Origin of the sequence: Bradyrhizobium glycinis (assembly GCF_016031655.1) — a bacterium.
GTDB classification, from domain to species: Bacteria; Pseudomonadota; Alphaproteobacteria; order Rhizobiales; family Xanthobacteraceae; genus Bradyrhizobium; species Bradyrhizobium glycinis.
Genome location: NZ_JACCHQ010000001.1, coordinates 335,270 through 354,423 on the forward strand (window position 1 = coordinate 335,270; position 19,154 = coordinate 354,423).

General features: G+C 65.1%; 17 protein-coding genes. 4 read left to right on the top strand and 13 right to left on the bottom strand.

Going from position 1 to position 19,154, the window contains the following annotated elements; genetic code table 11:
* Positions 1-4 precede the first annotated feature (4 nt).
* From HZZ16_RS01535 to HZZ16_RS01545, 3 genes are read left to right on the top strand one after another with little or no spacing between them, the layout of a single operon-like run.
* Complete coding sequence (locus tag HZZ16_RS01535; protein WP_197946739.1) at positions 5-2,947, top strand: formate dehydrogenase subunit alpha; 2,943 nt, start codon at positions 5-7, stop codon at positions 2,945-2,947.
* 13 nt (positions 2,948-2,960) lie between these two features.
* Positions 2,961-3,557: a formate dehydrogenase FDH3 subunit beta gene (gene fdh3B, locus HZZ16_RS01540; protein WP_197946740.1), complete on the top strand. Its 597-nt coding sequence runs from the start codon at positions 2,961-2,963 to the stop codon at positions 3,555-3,557.
* Between the two features lie 40 nt (positions 3,558-3,597).
* Entirely contained in the window at positions 3,598-4,599 is a 1,002-nt protein-coding gene (locus HZZ16_RS01545; RefSeq protein WP_197946741.1) for a formate dehydrogenase subunit gamma, read from the top strand.
* Positions 4,600-4,613: 14 nt separating this feature from the next.
* Here the strand turns inward: HZZ16_RS01545 and HZZ16_RS01550 are convergent, their stop codons facing one another.
* Entirely contained in the window at positions 4,614-4,814 is a 201-nt protein-coding gene (locus HZZ16_RS01550) for a hypothetical protein (RefSeq protein ID WP_197946743.1), read from the bottom strand.
* Between the two features lie 352 nt (positions 4,815-5,166).
* On the opposite strand from HZZ16_RS01550, the gene HZZ16_RS01555 reads away from it, so the two are divergent.
* Entirely contained in the window at positions 5,167-6,228 is a 1,062-nt protein-coding gene (locus HZZ16_RS01555; protein ID WP_246509910.1) for a HoxN/HupN/NixA family nickel/cobalt transporter, read from the top strand.
* 47 nt (positions 6,229-6,275) lie between these two features.
* Here the strand turns inward: HZZ16_RS01555 and HZZ16_RS01560 are convergent, their stop codons facing one another.
* From HZZ16_RS01560 to HZZ16_RS01615, 12 genes are all read right to left on the bottom strand, one after another.
* Positions 6,276-7,340, bottom strand: a complete 1,065-nt coding sequence (locus HZZ16_RS01560; RefSeq protein ID WP_197946747.1) for a UDP-glucuronic acid decarboxylase family protein — start codon at positions 7,338-7,340, stop codon at positions 6,276-6,278.
* Between the two features lie 11 nt (positions 7,341-7,351).
* Positions 7,352-8,476, bottom strand: a complete 1,125-nt coding sequence (locus HZZ16_RS01565) for a CgeB family protein (RefSeq protein ID WP_197946748.1) — start codon at positions 8,474-8,476, stop codon at positions 7,352-7,354.
* A complete protein-coding gene (locus tag HZZ16_RS01570) occupies positions 8,473-9,561 on the bottom strand; it encodes a CgeB family protein (protein ID WP_197946749.1) in 1,089 nt (362 codons plus the stop codon). Before HZZ16_RS01570 ends, HZZ16_RS01565 begins: the two co-directional genes overlap by 4 nt.
* Positions 9,558-10,688: a CgeB family protein gene (locus tag HZZ16_RS01575; protein WP_197946750.1), complete on the bottom strand. Its 1,131-nt coding sequence runs from the start codon at positions 10,686-10,688 to the stop codon at positions 9,558-9,560. The genes HZZ16_RS01570 and HZZ16_RS01575 overlap by 4 nt, the downstream gene beginning before the upstream one ends.
* Entirely contained in the window at positions 10,685-11,797 is a 1,113-nt protein-coding gene (locus HZZ16_RS01580) for a glycosyltransferase family 4 protein (protein WP_197946751.1), read from the bottom strand. The genes HZZ16_RS01575 and HZZ16_RS01580 overlap by 4 nt, the downstream gene beginning before the upstream one ends.
* The gene (locus HZZ16_RS01585) at positions 11,794-13,080 is read right to left on the bottom strand and encodes a TIGR04295 family B12-binding domain-containing radical SAM protein (protein WP_197946752.1); all 1,287 of its coding nucleotides are present in this window, start codon (positions 13,078-13,080) and stop codon (positions 11,794-11,796) included. The genes HZZ16_RS01580 and HZZ16_RS01585 overlap by 4 nt, the downstream gene beginning before the upstream one ends.
* Positions 13,077-14,138 (bottom strand): SDR family NAD(P)-dependent oxidoreductase, encoded by a 1,062-nt coding sequence (locus HZZ16_RS01590; RefSeq protein ID WP_197946753.1) that lies wholly within the window; start codon positions 14,136-14,138, stop codon positions 13,077-13,079. The genes HZZ16_RS01585 and HZZ16_RS01590 overlap by 4 nt, the downstream gene beginning before the upstream one ends.
* Complete coding sequence (locus HZZ16_RS01595; protein WP_197946754.1) at positions 14,138-15,250, bottom strand: NAD-dependent epimerase/dehydratase family protein; 1,113 nt, start codon at positions 15,248-15,250, stop codon at positions 14,138-14,140. Before HZZ16_RS01595 ends, HZZ16_RS01590 begins: the two co-directional genes overlap by 1 nt.
* 197 nt (positions 15,251-15,447) lie before the next feature.
* Positions 15,448-16,653 (bottom strand): phosphopentomutase, encoded by a 1,206-nt coding sequence (locus HZZ16_RS01600; RefSeq protein ID WP_197946755.1) that lies wholly within the window; start codon positions 16,651-16,653, stop codon positions 15,448-15,450.
* Positions 16,641-17,591, bottom strand: coding sequence for a glycoside hydrolase 5 family protein (locus HZZ16_RS01605; RefSeq protein WP_197946756.1), 951 nt, complete (start codon positions 17,589-17,591; stop codon positions 16,641-16,643). Before HZZ16_RS01605 ends, HZZ16_RS01600 begins: the two co-directional genes overlap by 13 nt.
* Positions 17,588-18,355, bottom strand: coding sequence for a TIGR04290 family methyltransferase (locus tag HZZ16_RS01610; RefSeq protein ID WP_197946757.1), 768 nt, complete (start codon positions 18,353-18,355; stop codon positions 17,588-17,590). Before HZZ16_RS01610 ends, HZZ16_RS01605 begins: the two co-directional genes overlap by 4 nt.
* A complete protein-coding gene (locus HZZ16_RS01615; protein WP_197946758.1) occupies positions 18,352-19,152 on the bottom strand; it encodes a sugar phosphate nucleotidyltransferase in 801 nt (266 codons plus the stop codon). Before HZZ16_RS01615 ends, HZZ16_RS01610 begins: the two co-directional genes overlap by 4 nt.
* Between the last annotated feature and the right edge of the window lie 2 nt (positions 19,153-19,154).

Genomic DNA, 19,154 nt, shown 5'->3' on the forward strand with positions numbered 1-19,154 from the left:
GCCCGTGCTTATCAAGCGAACACATCAGCGTTCCGACCGCCGAGGTTCCGTCGCCGAATCCCTTGCGGGGCAGGGCGGGGGACTTGATCGCCGCACATTCCTGCGCAAGTCCGGTCTGGCGGGCGGCGCTCTGGCCGCGCTCGGGGCCATGCCGGTCGGCAACGTGCGCAAGGCGGAGGCGGCCGCCGCCGGCCCGCTCACGGCCGGTGCCACCGTCAAGAAGAGCATCTGCACGCATTGTGCCGTAGGCTGCACGGTGACGGCGGAAGTCCTCAACGGAGTCTGGATCGGGCAAGAACCCAGCTGGGATTCGCCGATCAACCGTGGCTCGCATTGCGCCAAGGGCGCGTCAGTGCGCGAGCTCGTGCACAGCGATCGCCGCCTGCGCTATCCGATGAAACTGGTGAACGGGCAGTGGACGCGCGTGTCGTGGGACACGGCGGTAAACGAGATCGGCGACAAGCTGCTGCAGGTTCGCGAGAAGTCGGGCAGCGATTCGGTCTATTGGCTCGGCTCGGCCAAGATGACCAACGAAGGAGCCTACCTGTTCCGCAAGTTCGGCGCGTTCTGGGGCACCAACAACACCGATCACCAGGCGCGGATCTGCCACTCCACCACCGTCACCGGCGTCGCCAATACCTGGGGTTATGGCGCGATGACGAACAGTATCAACGACATGCGCAACTCCAAGACGATGCTGTTCATCGGTAGCAACGCGGCGGAAGCGCATCCGGTCAGCATGCAGCACCTGCTCGAATCCAAGGAGCTCAACAAGGCGAACTTCATCGTCTTCGATCCGCGCCTGACCCGCACCGCGGCGCATGCCACCGAATATGTCCGGATCCGTCCCGGCACCGACATTCCGGTGCTCTACGGCATGATGTGGCACATCCTGAAGAACGGCTGGGAGGACAAGGAATTCATTGCCCAGCGCGTCTACGGCTTCGACGACCTGCGCAAGGAGGTCGAGAAATGGAATCCGCAGGAGGTCGAGCGCGTCACCGGTGTGCCCGCCGCGCAGCTCGAGCGCGTCGCCAAGACGTTCGCGACGGTCAAGCCCGCGACCATCATCTGGTGCATGGGCCAGACCCAGCACACGGTCGGCACCGCCAACGTGCGGGCGAGCTGTATCGCGCTGCTGATGACGGGCAACGTCGGCAAGGCCGGGGCCGGCGCCAACATTCTGCGCGGCCATGACAACGTGCAGGGCGCGACCGACGTCGGCCTCGATATCGTGACGTTGCCGTTCTATTACGGCCTCGCTGAAGGCGCCTGGAAGCACTGGTCCCGGGTCTGGGAGGTCGATTACGACTATCTCGTCTCCCGCTTCGACGAGAAGAAGCAGATGGAGACGCCAGGCATCCCGCTGACGCGCTGGTTCGATGCCGCGCTGTTGCCGAAGACCGACGTCGCACAGAAGGACAACGTTAAGGCGGTGTTCGTGCAAGGCCACGCCAGCAACAGCATCACGCGCATTCCCGAATCGCTGAAGGGCCTGAAGGCGCTCGAGCTGCTGGTGATCGCCGATCCGCACCCGACCACCTGGGCGTCTCTGGCGGTCGAGGCCGGACGCAAGGACGGCGTCTATATCCTGCCGGTGGCGACGCAGTTCGAATGCACGGGATCGCGCGTCGCATCCAACCGCTCGATGCAGTGGGGCGAGCAGATCGTCAAGCCGATCTTCGAATCCAAGGACGACCTCGAGATCATCTATCTGATGGCCAAGAAGCTCGGCTTCGCCGACAAGATGTTCAAGAACATCAAGGTCGAGAACAATCTCCCGGTCGCCGAGGACGTGCTGCGCGAGATCAACCGTGGAAGCTGGTCGACCGGCTATTGCGGTCAGTCGCCGGAGCGCATCAAGGCGCATATGAAGAACCAGCACAAGTTCGACCTGGTGACGTTGCGCGCCCCCAAGGACGATCCGGAAGTCGGCGGCGATTATTACGGCCTGCCTTGGCCGTGCTGGGGCTCACCCGAGGTGAAGCATCCCGGCTCGCCGCTCCTCTACAATAACAATCTGCACGTCATGGACGGCGGCGGCGCATTCCGTCCGCGCTTCGGCATCGAGCGCGAGGAGAAGCTGGCCGACGGCACGACGCGGAAGGTGAGCCTGCTCGCCGACAAGTCCTTCTCCAAGGGCTCGGAGATCGAGGACGGCTATCCCGAGTTCACGCTGGCAAGCCTGAAGAAGCTCGGCTGGGACAAGGATCTCACCGAGGCTGAGATGGCGACGATCCAGCGGGTCAACCCGGCCAATCCGGATGCGGTGTCCTGGGCGCTCGACCTCTCCGGCGGCATCCAGCGCGTCGCGCTGAAGCATGGCTGCGTGCCCTTCGGCAACGGCAAGGCGCGCATGAATGCGTTCGGTCTGCCGGATCCGATCCCGGTGCATCGCGAGCCGATCTACACGCCGCGCGTCGACCTCGTCGAGAAGTATCCCACCTTGCCCGATGCCAAGCAATTCCGGCTGCCCAACATCGGCTTCTCGGTGCAGAAGGCGGCGGTGGAGAAGGGGATCGCCAAGCAGTTCCCGCTGATCCTCTCCTCCGGGCGTCTCGTCGAGTACGAAGGCGGCGGCGAGGAAACCCGTACCAATCCGTGGCTCGCCGAATTGCAGCAGGACATGTTCATCGAGATCAGCCCGGCTGATGCCGCCGATCGCGGCATCAAGGACGGCGGCTGGGTCTGGGTGAGCGGCGCCGAGAACAATTCAAGGGCCAAGATGAAGGCGCTGGTGACCGAACGCGTCGGCAAGGGCGTCGCCTGGATGCCGTTCCATTTTGGCGGCTGGCTCGGCGGCAACGACCTGCGCAAGAACTATCCCGCCGGCACCGATCCGATCGTGCTGGGCGAGAGCGCCAACACGATCACGAGCTACGGCTACGATCCCGCAACGGGCATGCAGGAGCCGAAGGTCACGCTTTGTCAGATCGTCGCAGCCTGAGAGGAGCAAGCACATGGCTCGGATGAAATTTCTCTGCGACGCTGATCGCTGCATCGAGTGCAACGCCTGCGTCACCGCCTGCAAGAACGAGCACGAGGTGCCCTGGGGCATCAACCGGCGGCGCGTCGTCACCATCAACGACGGCAAGCCGGGCGAGCGCTCGATCTCGATGGCCTGCATGCACTGCACGGACGCCCCTTGCGCAGCGGTGTGTCCGGTGAACTGCTTCTACACCACGGCCGATGCCGTGGTGCTGCACTCCAAGGACCTCTGCATCGGCTGCGGCTATTGCTTCTACGCCTGTCCGTTCGGCGCGCCGCAATATCCGAAGGTCGGAAACTTCGGTTCCCGCGGCAAGATGGACAAATGCACCTATTGCGCCGGTGGCCCGGAGGCCGACGGCAGCAAGGAGGAATACGCGAAATACGGTGCGAACCGGCTGGCCGAAGGCAAGCTGCCGCTGTGCGCCGAGATGTGCTCGACCAAATCCCTGCTTGCCGGCGACGGCGAGATCATTGCGCAGATCTACAAGGAGCGCGTCATGAAGCGCGGTTACGGCTCGGGTGCATGGGGCTGGAAGACCGCATATCGCGAGACAATCGAGTCCTGAGGTGGGCAGCCGAAGGGTGCGCAAGACCGGGGAGGACGTGATGGCGTCGTTTGGAAGGTTCATTCGTCTGGCGCTGGGCGCCTGGGCGCTGCTTCTTTTGGTGAGCATGGCGCCCGCGAGCGCTCAGCAGGTCAATCCGACCGCGAGCTCGGTCAAGGAGCAGCAGCTTCTGCAGGAGCTCAACCGGATCCAGGGCCGCGTCAGCATTCCCGATCAGCGCTCCGGCGTGCTCGAGCAGCCGCAGGGACGGGAATGGCGGGAGTTCCGTAACGTGACGCTGCGCTGGATCGGCGGCATCGCCATCCTGGGCATGATCGTGGCCATCGTGATCTTCTATCTCACCGTCGGGATGGTGCGTCTCGAAGCCGGACGGTCCGGCCGCACCATCGTGCGCTTCAACGCATTCGAGCGGTTCGTGCACTGGCTGACGGCGACCTGCTTCATCGTGCTGGCCATTTCCGGGCTGAACATTACGTTCGGCCGGCCGCTCTTGCTGCCGCTGATCGGTTTCGAGGCGTTTTCGGAATGGTCGCAATGGGCCAAGTACGCCCACAATTATCTGAGCTTCCCATTCACGCTCGGCGTCGTCCTGATCTTCCTGATGTGGATCGGCGGCAATATCCCGAACAAGGTCGATATCGAATGGGCCAAGCGCGGGGGCGGCATGATCGGACATGACCATCCGCCGGCCTACCGCTTCAACGCCGGCCAGAAGATGATCTATTGGATCGTCGTGATCGGCGGTGGACTGGTCGCAGCTTCGGGCTACGCGCTGATGTTCCCGTTCTACGGCACGGGGATCGAGGGCATGCAAATGGCCCAGATCGTCCACTCCATCGTGGCGGTCCTGTTCGTCGCGGCGATGATTGGGCACATCTATATCGGCACGATCGGGATGGAAGGCGCGTTCGAGGCCATGGGCTCGGGCGAAGTCGACGTCAACTGGGCGCGCGAGCACCACAGCCTCTGGCTCGACGAGCAGATGGCGCGAACGGGACCGAACGACGGGCAGCCGCAACCCGCGACCGCAGCGGCCGAATAGGGCGAGCCTGCCGGCTACCGCGGCTCTTTCGCAAACAAGACGGAGCGGTCCTGCAGCTCCTGCTCGGGAAGCTTGTCGGCCTGGCCCGTTTGCATGTCTTGAATGGACGCCATGCCGGGCTGACCGACATGAGATACTGCATATGGCCTGAACACGGTATTGGCCGCACCGGCGAGAAGCATGGCTGCAATAAGCGAGAGCATGAGGAGTTTCATGCGCGTCTCCGTCTGCCATCTCCACCCGGCACGAGGGGTACATCCGGATCGTCGAATCGGATGTGAACCGCTTCACAGCGATCGGTTCCATTTGCGCGGGCGGCCCGAGCTCCCCCTGGCGAGCGTCAACTTCGTCGTCAAGGTGGATATCTGCTTGCCAATGGCAGCGCCCCATCCCGCACCTGGCGCTGTGATCGGTTGACGCCGAATTCCTCCATCAGGCCAGTCATTTGGCTTCCGTTCCGTCGGCTCGTCAGGGGCAGCGCGAAACTGGTCCGGCTCTTGCTCTTGCCAGTATGAGAGTTTTTGATAAACGTCATACTGTAAAGGCGGGCGAATGGAACGAGTAGCGATGCGAACTTTGCGGGCGGTCGAGCCCGGAACGGTGGCGCTGCTCGGCGGGCTCGTCGCCGTCAACCTCGCCGCATGGGCCTGGGCCTTCACGCTGTTCGGCGAGCGCCCGACGGTGATGGCGACCGCCTTGCTGGCCTGGGTGTTCGGCCTGCGTCACGCCGTTGACGCCGACCACATTGCCGCGATCGACAACGTCGTGCGCAAGCTGATGCATGGCGGAGAGACGCCGCGCAGCGTCGGCCTCTATTTCGCGCTCGGCCATTCCACCGTTGTCGTGGTGGCGACCATGCTGCTGGCACTGGGCGTCGTGAGCCTTGGCGGCGACAGCCTCCTCAAGGAGGTCGGCGGTCTCATCGGCACCTCGGTCTCGGCGCTGTTCCTGCTTGCGGTTGCCGCGATCAATCTCGTCATCTTCGCCGGCCTGTGGCGGACGTTTCGCGCTGCGCGGGAGGGCGTTCACGATGCTGCGCAGCTCGATGCGCTGCTTGCCGGCCGTGGTGTCCTGGCGCGGCTGCTCGGCCCGATGTTCCGCCTGGTGACGAAGCCCTGGCACATGTATCCGCTCGGCTTCCTGTTCGGACTCGGCTTCGACACCGCGACCGAGATCAGCCTGCTCAGCATCTCCGCCAGCGAAGCCGCGCGCGGCGCCTCGCTCGTTGATGTGCTGGTTTTCCCCGCGCTGTTCGCTGCAGGCATGGCGCTGGTCGACACGGCCGATTCCGCGCTGATGGTGAGTGCCTATCGCTGGGCCTTCGTCGATCCCTTGCGCAAGCTTTGGTACAATCTCACGATCACCGGCGCCTCCGTGGCGGTTGCACTGTTCATCGGCGGGATCGAGGCGCTTGGCCTGATCAGCGATCGGCTTGGCCTCTCCGGCGGCGCATGGGCGCTGGTCGAGGACCTCAACGAGTCGCTTGCCAATGTCGGCTTTGTCGTGATCGCGCTGTTCGCGGTCGCATGGCTCGCCTCGGTCGTGCTCTATCGCCGCATGTTCGCGAAAGACCGTCGCCGCGCCGGCACGAAAGTCTTGGAATGCGCCGATGCGACCGAGGCGGCCTGAGCCCGCTCATCGCGGCGGCGTTTTCGAGCCTACCAAAGGATCCTCCTTCACCGTTGCTCGGACATCGTCAGCCGGCTGCGTGCTGGATGCCGCGTCCTGCGCGCGGCGATGGCCGGCACGAGCGTTGGCGATTCCCCGGCGAGACGGAGCGCGAAATAGGCAATGGTCGCTTGAAGGCCGTCCTTCAACGCCACCCTCGGACGCCATCCCAGAATCTTCTCGGCGGCATCGATCACGGGCTTGCGCCGCTTGGGATCGTCCTTTGGCAAGGGCTCGAAGCGCAGCGGGGAGGCCGATTCGGTGCATGCCAGCACTTCACGGGCGATGGCCTCGATCGTGACCTCGTGCGGATTGCCGAGATTGCACGGGCCGGTGACCGAGGCGGGGCTCTCCATCAGGAGCTGAAGCCCCCGCACGAGATCGTCGACGAAGCAGAAGCTGCGGGTCTGCGTGCCCTTGCCGTAGATCGTGATCGGCTCTCCGCGCAGGGCCTGCACGATGAAGTTGGAGACGACGCGGCCGTCGTTCTCGAGCATGCGCGGCCCGTAAGTGTTGAAGATGCGCGCGACCTTGATCTCGGTCCCGTGCATGCGCCGGTAGTCGAACATCAGCGTCTCCGCGGCGCGCTTGCCCTCGTCGTAGCAGGCCCGCGGCCCGATCGGATTGACGTTGCCGAGATAGGATTCCGGCTGCGGATGCATCTCCGGGTCGCCGTACACCTCGCTGGTGGAGGCCTGGAGAATCCGGGAGGCCTTCTGCCGCGCTAGTTCGAGCAGGTTGATCGAGCCGAGCACGCAGGTCTTCATCGTTCCGACCGGATCGACTTGATAGTGGCGGGGCGAAGCCGGGCAGGCGAGGCTGTAGATCCGATCGATCTCGCCCTCGATGTCGATGGGATCGCGCACGTCATGCTCGATGAAGCGGAAGTTCGGATGGTTGAGCAGGGGCCGAATGTTGTCGGTGGTCCCCGTGAATAAATTGTCCAGGCAGATCACCGTGCTGCCGCGTTGCAGGAGCGCGTCGCAGAGATGCGATCCGATGAAGCCGGCGCCGCCGGCGACGAGGACCGTCGGCGAGCGGCGGGATGCGTGGATGCGGGTCTGGAGCGTCATGATATGACCTTTCAGAGTTGGGCGACCTGCATGGGGCGAACGACGGGGAGGGGGGCCGTCTTGCGGCGACGCCGCGCGGCGGCCTCGGCGTAATAGGTCTCCAGCTGTCGCGCGCGATGGTCGGGGGTGTGCTCGGCGAGAACCCGCCGCCGCGCGTTGTGCGCGATCGTGCGCCGTTGCTCCTCTGGCATGTCCCGCAGGATCTCGACGACCTCGCGTGGGCCGGTTGCCAGCAGGATTTCTTTCGAGGGCGCGAAGATCGTCTCGATCCCGGGCCAGCGGTCCGAGATCACCGGCGTGCCGCAGGCGGCCGCCTCGAACAGCCGGACGCTCGGGGAGAAGCCCAGTGCCTTCATGTCGGCGCGGGTGACGTTCAGCGCGAAACGTTGCGCCGCGTAGAACTCCGGATGCTGCTTCGGCGAGAGGTGCTCGATCCGGGCGACGTTGGCGGGCCAGGCGATATTGTCCGGATATTGCGCGCCGGCGACGACGAATTGGTCGGACGATAGCGTGCGCGCCGGTGCGAGCAGCAGTTCGTCGAGAACGGGCTGCCGGTCCTCGCTGTAGGTCCCGAGATAACCGAGCGCCCATTTCGGCTGTGCCTGCTTCGGTGCGTAGATCTCCGCGTCCGCGCTGCAATAGAGCACACGTGCGAGCGGACTGCCGTAGCCCTGCTCGATCATGACGGGCACCGGTCCGCCGCTGAACGACAGATAGAGATCGAAGCGCGGAATCATTGCCGCCGAGAGATAGTCGAGGCCTTGCTCCAGCCGCGCCAAAGTGACCGGCGTGTCGATGTCGTAGAACGCCGTGACGCCCCTCGCATGGGTCGTCGTCCATTCGGCGAGCGCGATGCCGTCGGGGACATAGGAGCCGATGATCACCAGATCGGCATCGCGGATCAGCTTGCCGAACTGGCGCGGAACATCCTTCGGCGATTGGTACAGCTCGACAGTCCAGGCAGAGGGCTTGGTCAGGTCACGGTGATCCCGATACCAGGGCACGTCCCGTTCCAGGAACGTGACGCGGTGACCTCGTCGCGCCAAGGCTTCGATCAGGGCGCGGTAGGTCGTGGCATGACCGTTGCCCCAGGACGAAGTGACCGAAAGACCGATGACGACGATGGAGAGATTCATTCTGCTGCCTCGATTCGGGAGCTGTTGGCGACGAAGAGATCGTTGAACTGGCGGGCGCGCTGCCGGTAGGTGTGCTGGCTGAGGATGCGTGCGCGGGCGCGGCGGGCGATCGACCGGGCCCGCTCCGGGTTGAGCGCGGCGAGGTGCTCTGCCACCTCGGCCCCGTCAGCGGCAACCAGCACCTCGCGGCCGGGTTCGAGGAAATGATCGATCCCGGCCCATTGGTCGGTGATCAGGCAGGCGCCGGCACCGATCGCTTCAAACACCCGTGTTGGCGGCGAGAAACCGTAGCGCGCCATGCTGTCGCGATTGACGTTGAGCGTGGCGAGCCCGGAGCCGAAGAACGCGTTGTGATCGGCGGTGCCGACATGGCCGACCTTGCGCAGATTGGCGGAGGCGTCCTTGTCGTCCCAGCCGGAGCCGCCGAGCACGAAGGACTTCTTGGGCAGGCGGCGTGCAACGTCGAGAAAGAAATGCTCGACACGTTTCTCGCGGTCAGGCAGGCGGTTCGCCAGCAGGCTGAGATCGCAGGCGAAGCGCGGATTGGGCGGCGAGGGAAAATGCGTGGCCGGATCGAGCGCGTTGTAGATCGGCACGCAGTCCCGCGCGCCCACCGATCGATATGCGGATACGACGGGCTCGCCGCCGCCATAGGTCAGGACCATATCGTAGCACGGGATCGCGCGATGCAGATGATGCTGCGGATAGCCATCCATCGCCTCGAGCGTGGCGGGAGCATCGACGTCCCAATAGATCCGAGTCAGCCGCGACGTCAGCGCGGCGACGGCGTTCTCCAGCTCGAGATCAAAGACGCCGACGCCGCTGGCCTTGACCAGCATGTCGGCCGATTGTGCGGCCTCGTCGAGGGAGCGGCGCCAGCCGTCCGAGGTTGCGGGGTAGACGACCACCCTGGCCCAATCCGGCTCGTCGATATCGCGATGCGACTGGCGCTCGAAGGCGTCGGGCTCGTAGAAGGTGACCTCGTGGCCGAGCGCCGCGATCTCCTTCAGCATGCCGCGGTAGTAGGTGGCGGCGCCATTCCAATAGGACGAGACCAGGCTGGATCCGAAGAAGCAGATCTTCATGCAACGGCTCCGATGTCGTGCTGAGGCCGTGCCGAACGGCCCGAATCCCTGAGGTCGGTGACGATGTCGATGAGCTGCTCGGCGCGGTGGCGGCAGGTATGACGATCCCTGATGACCTTGAGGCCGGTCTCCACCATCGCGGCAGAGAATTCCGGTTCGTCGATGACGGCGCGAAGCGCCTGCTTCATCTGTTCGCCATCGCCAACGCTGATATAGGCCCCCTCGGGGAACAGGCCTTCCTCATCCGACCAGGGTGCTGAAATCAGGGGAATGCCGCAGGCCAGCGCCTCGAACACGCGGATCGTCGGGATGCCCGGCAGCAGGGCCACGTAAGGCCCGCGCGGCACATGGATGGTCGCGCGCGCGCCGGCGAAGGCGACGGGGGCCCAGTGCGCCGGCAGCCAGCCGCCATAACGGATGCCTGCGCTCCTGATGGTGTGGAGTGCGTCATCGGAGTAACGGACGCCATGGACGCTGGCGCGGAGCTTCAGCTCCGCCACGGGCTTGACCAGGAACTCGTTCAGCTCGGCGCTGCGCTCGCCGTCGCCCCAATTGCCGATCCAGACCAGATCGTCGGTCCGCTCGACCTGCGGTAGCGGATGATACAGCGCGACATCGGCGGCCTCGTGCCAGGTGAAGACCCGGTCGGCCCAGCCGAGCTTCAAATAGATCTGCCGAAGCACCTCGCCGAAGGCGAGCACGCCGTCGAATCCGTCGAGGTCGAATTGCGCAAGCTCGTCAGGTGCGCTGACCGCGCGGTGATGGGTGTCGTGAAACAGCAGGGTGAAGGACCCGCCTTGCGCCCGCTTGCGCCCGATCTGCGCGATCAGATCGGGCGAATTCCATTCATGCACGATGACGAGATCCGCACCATCAACCGCACGCGCGAGATCGAGGTTGGTATCGTAGCGGCGGATGTCGATACCGGAAAAGAGCGCCGGAATGTCGTCCATGGCATGGCCGCCGCCTTCTCGGATCGCGTTCAGACGGCTCCAGCCGTCGATGGGTTCGAACACGACGACCTCGTGCCCGAGCGCATGGAGCTCGCGCGCGTAGCCACGCAGGAAATGCGCGTTGCCGTTGTTCCAGCAGGAGGTGAAGGCATGATAGAACAGGACGCATTTCATGCGCGCACCTCGATCTGGCTGGCCGCCGCGCGCGTCCTGTGCGATGCGATCAGGTCCTGGTAGAGACCGAGATAGGCGCTCGTCATGCGCGTCAACGAATACGTCAGGGATTGCTCATAGGCGGCGCGCTGCAGCTTTGCTCGCCCCGTATCGTCAGCGCAAAGCTCTGCGAGAGTCCGATGCAGTGCCTCGCTGTCGGCCGGATCGACGAACAAGGCGGCGCCACGCCACAATTCCTGGAACGTCGGGATGTCGGAGAGGACCAGCGCGCAGCCCGCGGCGGCTGCTTCCAGCACCGAGAGGCCGAACGGTTCGTAGAGCGCGGGGCTGACGAAGATCGCGGCATGCTGTAACCGCGTCTCCAGGGCCTCGTGCGGCAGCTCTCCGAGCCAGTTGATACCCGCTGGCAGACGTGCGTCGATGGGACCGGCCACCTCGACCGGCCAATCCAGCCCGGGCGCGGCGGCGGCGAGCGCCTCGATGTTCTTGGCACGATCCCACAGCCGTCCTGCCGCGAAAATCAGATCCTGCTTCCGTCCAGAAGGGGCGCGCGGCGTCATTCCGTTCCAGATCACCGCGCCGCGCGATCGCGGCTGGTAGATCGCCGTGATGTCGTCGTGGAAGGCCCGGCTCGGGCAGACCCAGGCCTGCGCTATGTCGAGCGCCGCGGCGACCTGCTCGCTGTAGCGGCGCCATCTCGGCTCGCCAAGCCAGGCTGTATCGTGGCAGGCGTGGGCCCAGGAGTTCACGCAGGAATGCGCCACCAGCACCGTCGGGGCCTGCCAGGCAAAGGTCGCTTCGCGAAAGCTGTTCAGATGCACGATTTCGGGCATCAAGCTGGCTTCGAGCTTCGCAAGCACGCGCCTTGCGTCGGAAACGTTTCGCCCCTCAGGGTCCTGCCATTCGAGTGCGAGGTCCGTCTCGACCAGGTGCACGCTGGTTTCGTGCAGCATCTGACGCTGGTCGGCGCGTGCCTGCGGGCCCAGCGTCACGAGCGTGACGTCGGCACCGGACGCAGCGAGACTCGTAGCGAGGGCGCAGGAATAGGTCCATACGCCTCCAACCGTGTCGGTCGTCATCATGATCCTGATGTCGGCGCCACGGTTCATGAGGCCACCTGCAGTTCGAGGCTGTCGAGCGGGACCGGGCGATCGTTCTGCACGTCGCTGAACTGGTCGAACATCGCGAGATAGTGCCGGTGTGCGCGCTCCCAGGCGACATCGTCGGGCTCGCCCCAGAGCTTGCGGTAGTCGGGAGAGCCGGGATAGGGATAGAGCGGCACCGGATCGTTGGCCCAGACGCCGGCATCCTGCATCGTGCGGCGCCAGCGCTGCACGATGGGATCGTCGTCCTCGGGCACCTCGATCAGATTGGCCTGCACGAAGGGGACGTGGCGGCGAGCCTCGACCAGCCGGTCGGCGAGCTGATCCGTCGTCATCTTGCAGTTCTTGGCGAGGGCCGCGCGCCCTTCCACCGTGAGGCTCTCGATGCCGGCTTCGATCGAGACGCAGCCGGCGCGGCCGAGCAGGGCGAGCATGTCCGGCTTCCACAGATCGATCCGCGTCTGCACGCCGAACTTCAGCCCGCGCGTCGTCAAGCCCTCGAGGAGCTCGCGATTGGGAAGGAAGATCTCGTCGATGAAGTAGACGTACTCGATGCTGTGACGGCGCAGACGATCGATCTCGTCAAGAATGACGGCGGGGGGCCGTTTGCGATAGGCGTTGCGGAAATTCTCCTTGGCGCAGAACGTGCAATTGTACGGACAGCCGCGTGAGGCCTCCACCTCCGCGCCCGGCGCCGTCGGCTCGGCCTCGAAGCGGTGATGGTGGTGATGGTGACGCCGGATCATCTCGTCGGGCCAATCGAGCGCGGGCTGATCGTTGAACGCGACTGCCTGCGGGCCGCCATTGACCCGGAGCGACGCGCCGTCGGCGAAGCACAGGCCGGGAAAGTCCCGCTCGCCATTGGCGAGACGCAGCAGGGACGCCTCGCACTCGCCCATCACGATTATGTCGACGCCGAGCTTCTTCAAAGCGGTCTTCGGCGTGGTCGAGCCGTGCGGGCCCACCGCGGTCAGCGTCGGCGCAAGGTCCCGCACCGCGATCGCGAGCTGCTGCGGCACGCGCAGCTCGGGCGGCGCGCAGCGCCAGAACAGATAGGTCGGTGCGGTGGTGAAGACGATCTGGTCGGGACGAAAGGCGCGCAGCTCGGCCTCGATGTCGCGCAGGGAGAGATCGAACATATGCGCATCGAGCAGCAGCGTGTTGTGGCCGGCCGCCTTCAGATAGTGCTCGGAGATACCGAGCTCGAGCGGCAAGTGAGGCGAGCGGCACCCGAAATAGATGCTGCCCGAAAAATCCCAGTTCGGATTGATGAGGGCGACTCGCGTCATGCCAGGGCCTCGCTTCTGTTCTGTGATCCGAAGCGGCTGTCGAGCCAGGTGTGGAGCGAGCGCAGGCCGTCGGCGAGGGGCATTTGCGGCGTCCAGCCGAGCGCGGTGGCGAGCGCCCGCGTGTCGGTCACGTACCAGGGCTGATCGCCGGGTCGCCAGTCCGCAAAGCGATAGCTGACCTTGCGGCCCGTCAGCTCGGTGATCTGGTCGATCAACTCCAGCAGGCTGACCGCATTCGCCGGACCGCCGCCGAGATTGAAGACGCGACCGCGCGCCAGGGCGATGTGGTCGAGCGCCGCGAGCCAGGCGCTCGCCGCGTCCGACACGTGCAGCGCGTCGCGGACCTGCTTGCCGTCGCCATAGATCGTCAGCGGATTGCCGCTTATGGCGCTGCGCAGGAAGTGTGCGATCCAGCCCTGGTCCTCGGTGCCGAATTGCCGCGGCCCGTAGATGCAGCTCATGCGCATCACCACGGTCTGCAGCCCGAACACCCTGGCATAATCGTGGACGTATTGATCGGCGGTGCCCTTGGAGCAACCATAGGGGCTGTAGAAATCCAGCGGGGCGTTCTCCGAAATGCCGCCAGCGAGCAGATCATTGACCGGCGTGTAGCGGCGGCCGGTGAGTGCGATCTCGCTGTCCTCGATCAGGCGCCCGTAGACCTTGTTGGTCGAGGCGAAGATCACCGGAGCCGAGGCGTTGTGCAGGCGGACGGCTTCGAGCACGTTCAGCGTGCCGCGCGCATTGATCTCGAAATCGGACGAGGGGTCGCTGACGCTGTCGGTGACGGCGACCTGGGCCGCGAGGTGCAGCACGGCCCGCGCCTCGCGCACGGCGTCGATCACCGGAATGGGGTCGCGGACATCGGCCAATGTGATGGTGACGCGGTCGCCGTGACGGGATTTCAGCCATTGCGCGTTCTCGCGCACGCCGGCGCGGGCGAGATTGTCCAGCACCAGCACGCGGTCGCCGCGCTCGGCGAGACGGTCGGCGAGATTGCAGCCGATGAAGCCGCAGCCGCCGGTGACCAGGACGGGTCTGTTGTCTTGTTCACTCATCACGCGACCAACCCTCGTTGCAACAGCTCACGGGTCGCCCGCTCCGCCTGATCGTCGGCGATCTGGTCGGCGAGGTACCCGGCGAGCTCTTCAAGGCCGTCCTTGAACGCGACATGCGGCTCGAAGCCGAGCAGGTCGCGCGATTTGCCGATGTCGGCAAAGCAGTGGCGGATGTCGCCGGCACGGTATTTCCGCGTGATCTCGGGGGCGATCTCGCGCCGTCCCATCACCTGGGCCAAATCCTCGGCCACCGACAGAATGGTGCGGCTTTGGCCCGAGCCGACGTTGAAGACGTCCTGGCTATGGTCGGATTCGAGCGCCATGCGGCAGGCGCGCGCGACGTCGTGCACGTGGACGAAATCGCGCCGCTGCAGGCCGTCTTCGAAGACGAGCGGCGGCCGACCGTTGAGCAGTCGGGCGGCGAAGATGGCCAGCACGCCGGTATACGGATTCGACAGCGCTTGCCGCGGACCGAACACGTTGAAGAAGCGCAATCCGACGGTCGGAATGCCGTAGGCCTTGCCCGTGATCAGGCACATGCGCTCCTGCGCATATTTGTTCAGCGCGTAGATCGAGCTCAGAGACGGCTGCTTGGTCTCAGGCGTGGGCACGGGATCGAGCGCATGGCCTGCATGATCCCGCAATTCCCACTCTCCTTGGCGAAGCTGCGCGATCGGTCGTTCGTCGCAAGCGACGACGCTGCCGACGGCATCGCGATAGAGGCCTTCGCCATAGATGCTCATCGAGGACGCCACCACCAGCCGTGCGACCGGACGCTTGGCCAGCGCCTGCAACAGCACGGCGGTGCCGAGCTCGTTCGTCCGGACATAGGGCTCGATGTCGTACATGCTCTGGCCGACGCCGACGGCGGAGGCGAGATGCAGGACCATGTCGGCCCCACGCAAGGCCTGTTCGACGGCCGCGGCATCAGTGACGTCGCCGACCACGAGCTCGGCGTCATCGGCGAGATAGGCAGGCCGCTGACGGTTACCGCCATGCACCTGCGGAGAGAGATTGTCGAGAAGTCGGACATCGTAACCGGCCGCAAGCAGCACGTCGGCCGTGTGCGAACCGATGAATCCCGCGCCCCCAGTCATCAATACTCGCGTCATTCACCGCTCCGTGCCGCATGGAACCGATCCGTGCGGGACCGGTCGATGATGAGAGTTGAAGCGCGCCTTTGCTTGGTCGGGCGACCTGCGCGCCAGTCACGTCTGGAAGTTAGAAGCGGTGCAAGGAATGTTCGTTCCTACGAAACCTACAAACGAAAGTTTCTCTAACCTGGATCAATAACCCAGGTGAATCCCGGCTAGAAATGAGCGCCGTGAAGCGGCGCCGGCAGGTCGAGATGTCGTGCAATGGTCGCACCGATGTCGGCAAAGCCGGCGCGCCGGCCGATCGGAGCCGTTGACTGCGCGGTCCACGCCAGAATCGGGACCTGCTCGCGCGTGTGATCGGTGCCACTCCAGGTCGGATCGCAGCCATGATCGGCGGTGATGATGAGGAGATCGTCGCTTCGGAGCCGGCCCAGCAGCTCGGGGAGGCGAGCGTCGAAGGCTTCGAGCGCCGCTGCGTAGCCGGCGACGTCGCGGCGGTGGCCGTAGAGCGTGTCGAAATCGATGAAGTTGGCGAATAGAAATCCTCCTTCTGCAAGGCCTCTCAGCCCATCGAGCGTGGCATCGAAAAGCGCCGCATTGCCGTCCCCGCGCAGGTTTCGCCCCGTGCCGCGATGAGCGAAGATGTCGTCGATCTTTCCGATCGTCACGATGTCGCGGCCGGCAGCTTCTGCAAGGTCCAGGATGGTTCGCTCGGGCGGCGGCACGGAGAAATCGCGCCGGTGCGAGCTGCGCTTGAAGTTGTCCGCGTTCGTTCCGACGAACGGACGCGCGATGACGCGGCCGATGTTCAGGGGATCGACCAGCCGCCTCGCGATCGTGCAGACGTCGTAGAGCCGCTCGAGCCCGAACGTCTCCTCGTGCGCCGCGATCTGGAACACACTGTCGGCCGAGGTGTAGCAGATCGGCTCGCCGCTGCGCATGTGGCGCTCGCCGAATTCGGCGATGATGTCGGTGCCGGAAGCGTGGCAATTGCCGAGGATGCCGGGCAGTCCGGCTCGTTCGCACAGCTTCTCGACCAGAGCGCGCGGGAAGCAGGGTTGGACCTTGGGAAAATAACCCCAGTCGAACGCGACAGGCACGCCGGCGATCTCCCAATGGCCGGACGGCGTGTCCTTGCCCCTCGATATCTCACTGGCGCAGCCATAGCGGGCATGTTGAGTGCGGCCGTCGAGCCCGGGCGGGATCCGGCCTGTGGAGAGGCGGCAGGCCTCGCCGAGGCCGAGCGCCACGAGATTGGGCAGGCGCAGCGGGCCCTCCCGTTGCGGACTATTGCCACGCCCGGCCATGCACCGATCCGCGATGTGGCCGACGGTGTCGGCACCTTCGTCGCCGTATTTGGCAGCGTCAGGCGCCGCGCCGATTCCGACGGAGTCCATCACCAGGATCAGGGCACGCATGTCGGCTCCCTGATCGGCGGGGAGGCGCCAATAGAGGAGGCGAGACCGGTCTTCGTGCAATAGCGCTCGACCATCTGCGCGCAGAAATCGGCGAACTCGTTCACGTCGAGCGGCGGGCTGGTGTGATGCGGTTCGAGACCGCGGTGTTCCGGCGTGAAGCAGAACGTCACGGTGACCTCGAACTCGGCCAGCGCATCCATCTGGCGATCGAACCAGTCCAGAGCGTTTGGGCGGAAGCTGTCGGCCCAGGACAGGCCGGTCCGCAAGTGCCGCACGCCGAAGCGGCGCATCCAGCGCACGGCATCATCGAGACGATGGTCCTCGAAGTGAAACCACTGGCAGAGGCCCATGTCGGCGGCATATTGCCCGAACAACTCCGCCGCGGCTTTCGGCGTTCCATCCTCGCGCAGCAGGCCCATGTGAAAATGCCGGTAGTAGGAGGACCCTTCCGCCTCCTTGTGCCGGGTGGTCGCCTCCCAGGCCGAAGGGAGATCATAGAGGCTGTACCAGTGGATCCGCGGCGCGCGGCCGATCAGAAGATCAGCGGTGCGCGACAGGCCCCAGGCCTGCACCTCCTCGGCGCCGAACGAGGAGACGCCGACCTCGGTCACCCAGACCGGGAGCGAGGTGACGGCCCTGATCTCCTCGATCTTGGCCGGCCATTCTCCGATCTGCCATAGATTCCAGTCGAGCGGAAAGCCGTGCACGGCGACGGCGTCGACGTGATCGAGCACGCCGCGCGCCTGCATATTGCGCATGAAGGACGGGTCGATCGGCGAGATGCCGCCGAGCACGCGCGGCAAGGTCGGGTGCGCGCTGCGGATGGCCTTGCCGGCTGCGAGCGCGAGGTCTGCGAACATCGTCCAGTCCGGGTCGATCAGCAGGTCCCAATGCGACTTGTTGTTGGGCTCGTTCCAGATCTTGGCAGCCTCGATCATCGGCTCGCCTCCCGGGACGGATAGACTGGCCCGTCAGTCTGCGGCCGCGCCGTGCGCTTGCACAGATAGACCTCTTCTTCCGGATGGGCTGCGATGGCAAAGCCGGCGCTGCGCAGCATGGCTTCGACGCAGGCGCGATTGGGCACCCACCAATTGGTGGGGTCGTCGGCATATTTGTGCTCGATGAAGTGCAGCTTCGGGTAGCCGGAGGAATCGAACTGATCGGTGGTCCAGAAGTCGTAATTCTTCTCGATCGCATCAACCCGGCTGTCGCCGCGCAGCATCGACTGGAACAGCAGGAGATCGCCGGCGACGTGCTCATGGATCAGGTCCAGCGCCAGCAGTGGGTGTCGCAGGTGATAGAGCACGCCCATGAAGATCACGAGGTCGAACTTCTCACGGAGCTGCCCGACATCATAGGCCGACATCTTGCGGAATTCGATTCTGAGCCCGTTCACCTCGGCCGCGAAGCGGGCCTGGGCCAGATATTCCTCGTCGGTGTCGAGGCCGAGCACGCGTTCGGCGCCGCGCCGCTTCATCTCCATGGCGTAGAAGCCGGCATTGCAGCCGATATCGAGCACGGTCTTGCCTTCGAGCCGGTCCGGGATGATGCCGGAGAAGCGCTGCCACTTCACATTGGGGTAGTCGCCGAGAAAGTGCGACGGCGCCGTCGGCACGCCCTTGAGGTCGAGATTGTGGAACCATGGCCCCAGCGCATCGACGCGCTGGCGGATTTCCTCGCGGGAGAGGACCCCTCTGGTCATGCAATCGCTCCGTTGTTCACTGGAACCGGACGGGCCCCGTCCGATGAGGCGCGGGCCCGCAGCTTGGAACGGCCCTCGACGCCCTCGGCGAGCAGGGCCATTGCCGTGCGATAGCCGTCGATGGTGCCGACATCGACGTAGGATTCGCCGGCCTTGACGCCGATGCCGTTGCCGCCGGCTGAAAGATAGGCGTTGACCAGCGTCCCGAAATATTCGTCGCGGCGTTCGCGTGCGTGCCACAGCGACTGGAGCTGGCGGAAGCCATGTGCCGACATCTTGAAAGCACCCCAGATCCAGCGCGAGCTTGCATTCGGCTGCTTGACTTGGATCTCCGTCACCTGCTCGCCGTCCAGCACGACCGCATCGAAGAATTCGGGGTGCTCGACCGGGAATAGCAGGAACGAGAGGTCTGCCTCGGGCAGGGATTGCAGGGCCGCCTTGGGAAACCAGACCGTGTCGGGCAGGCCGACCATGACATCCTCGTGCTGCCCGACGACGGTGCTTGCCCTGAACACGGCATCGCACAGGCCGGAGGCTTCGGGCTGCACGACATAAGCGAGCTCGGCGCTGCCGTAATGGTCGCCGAAATATTCGAGGATGTCGGACTTGCCGGGCGAGATCACGAAACAGATTTTGTCGGCGCCGCCGAGAATGAGGCGCTCCAGCAGATATTCGGAGACGGCGCAGGGACGGTCGGTACCGTCGTCATGCCGGCTCCCGACCGGCAGCAGTTCCTTCGAGAAGGCGAGCGGCTGGATACGGCTGCCGCGGCCCGCGGCCGGAACGATGCCCCACATGA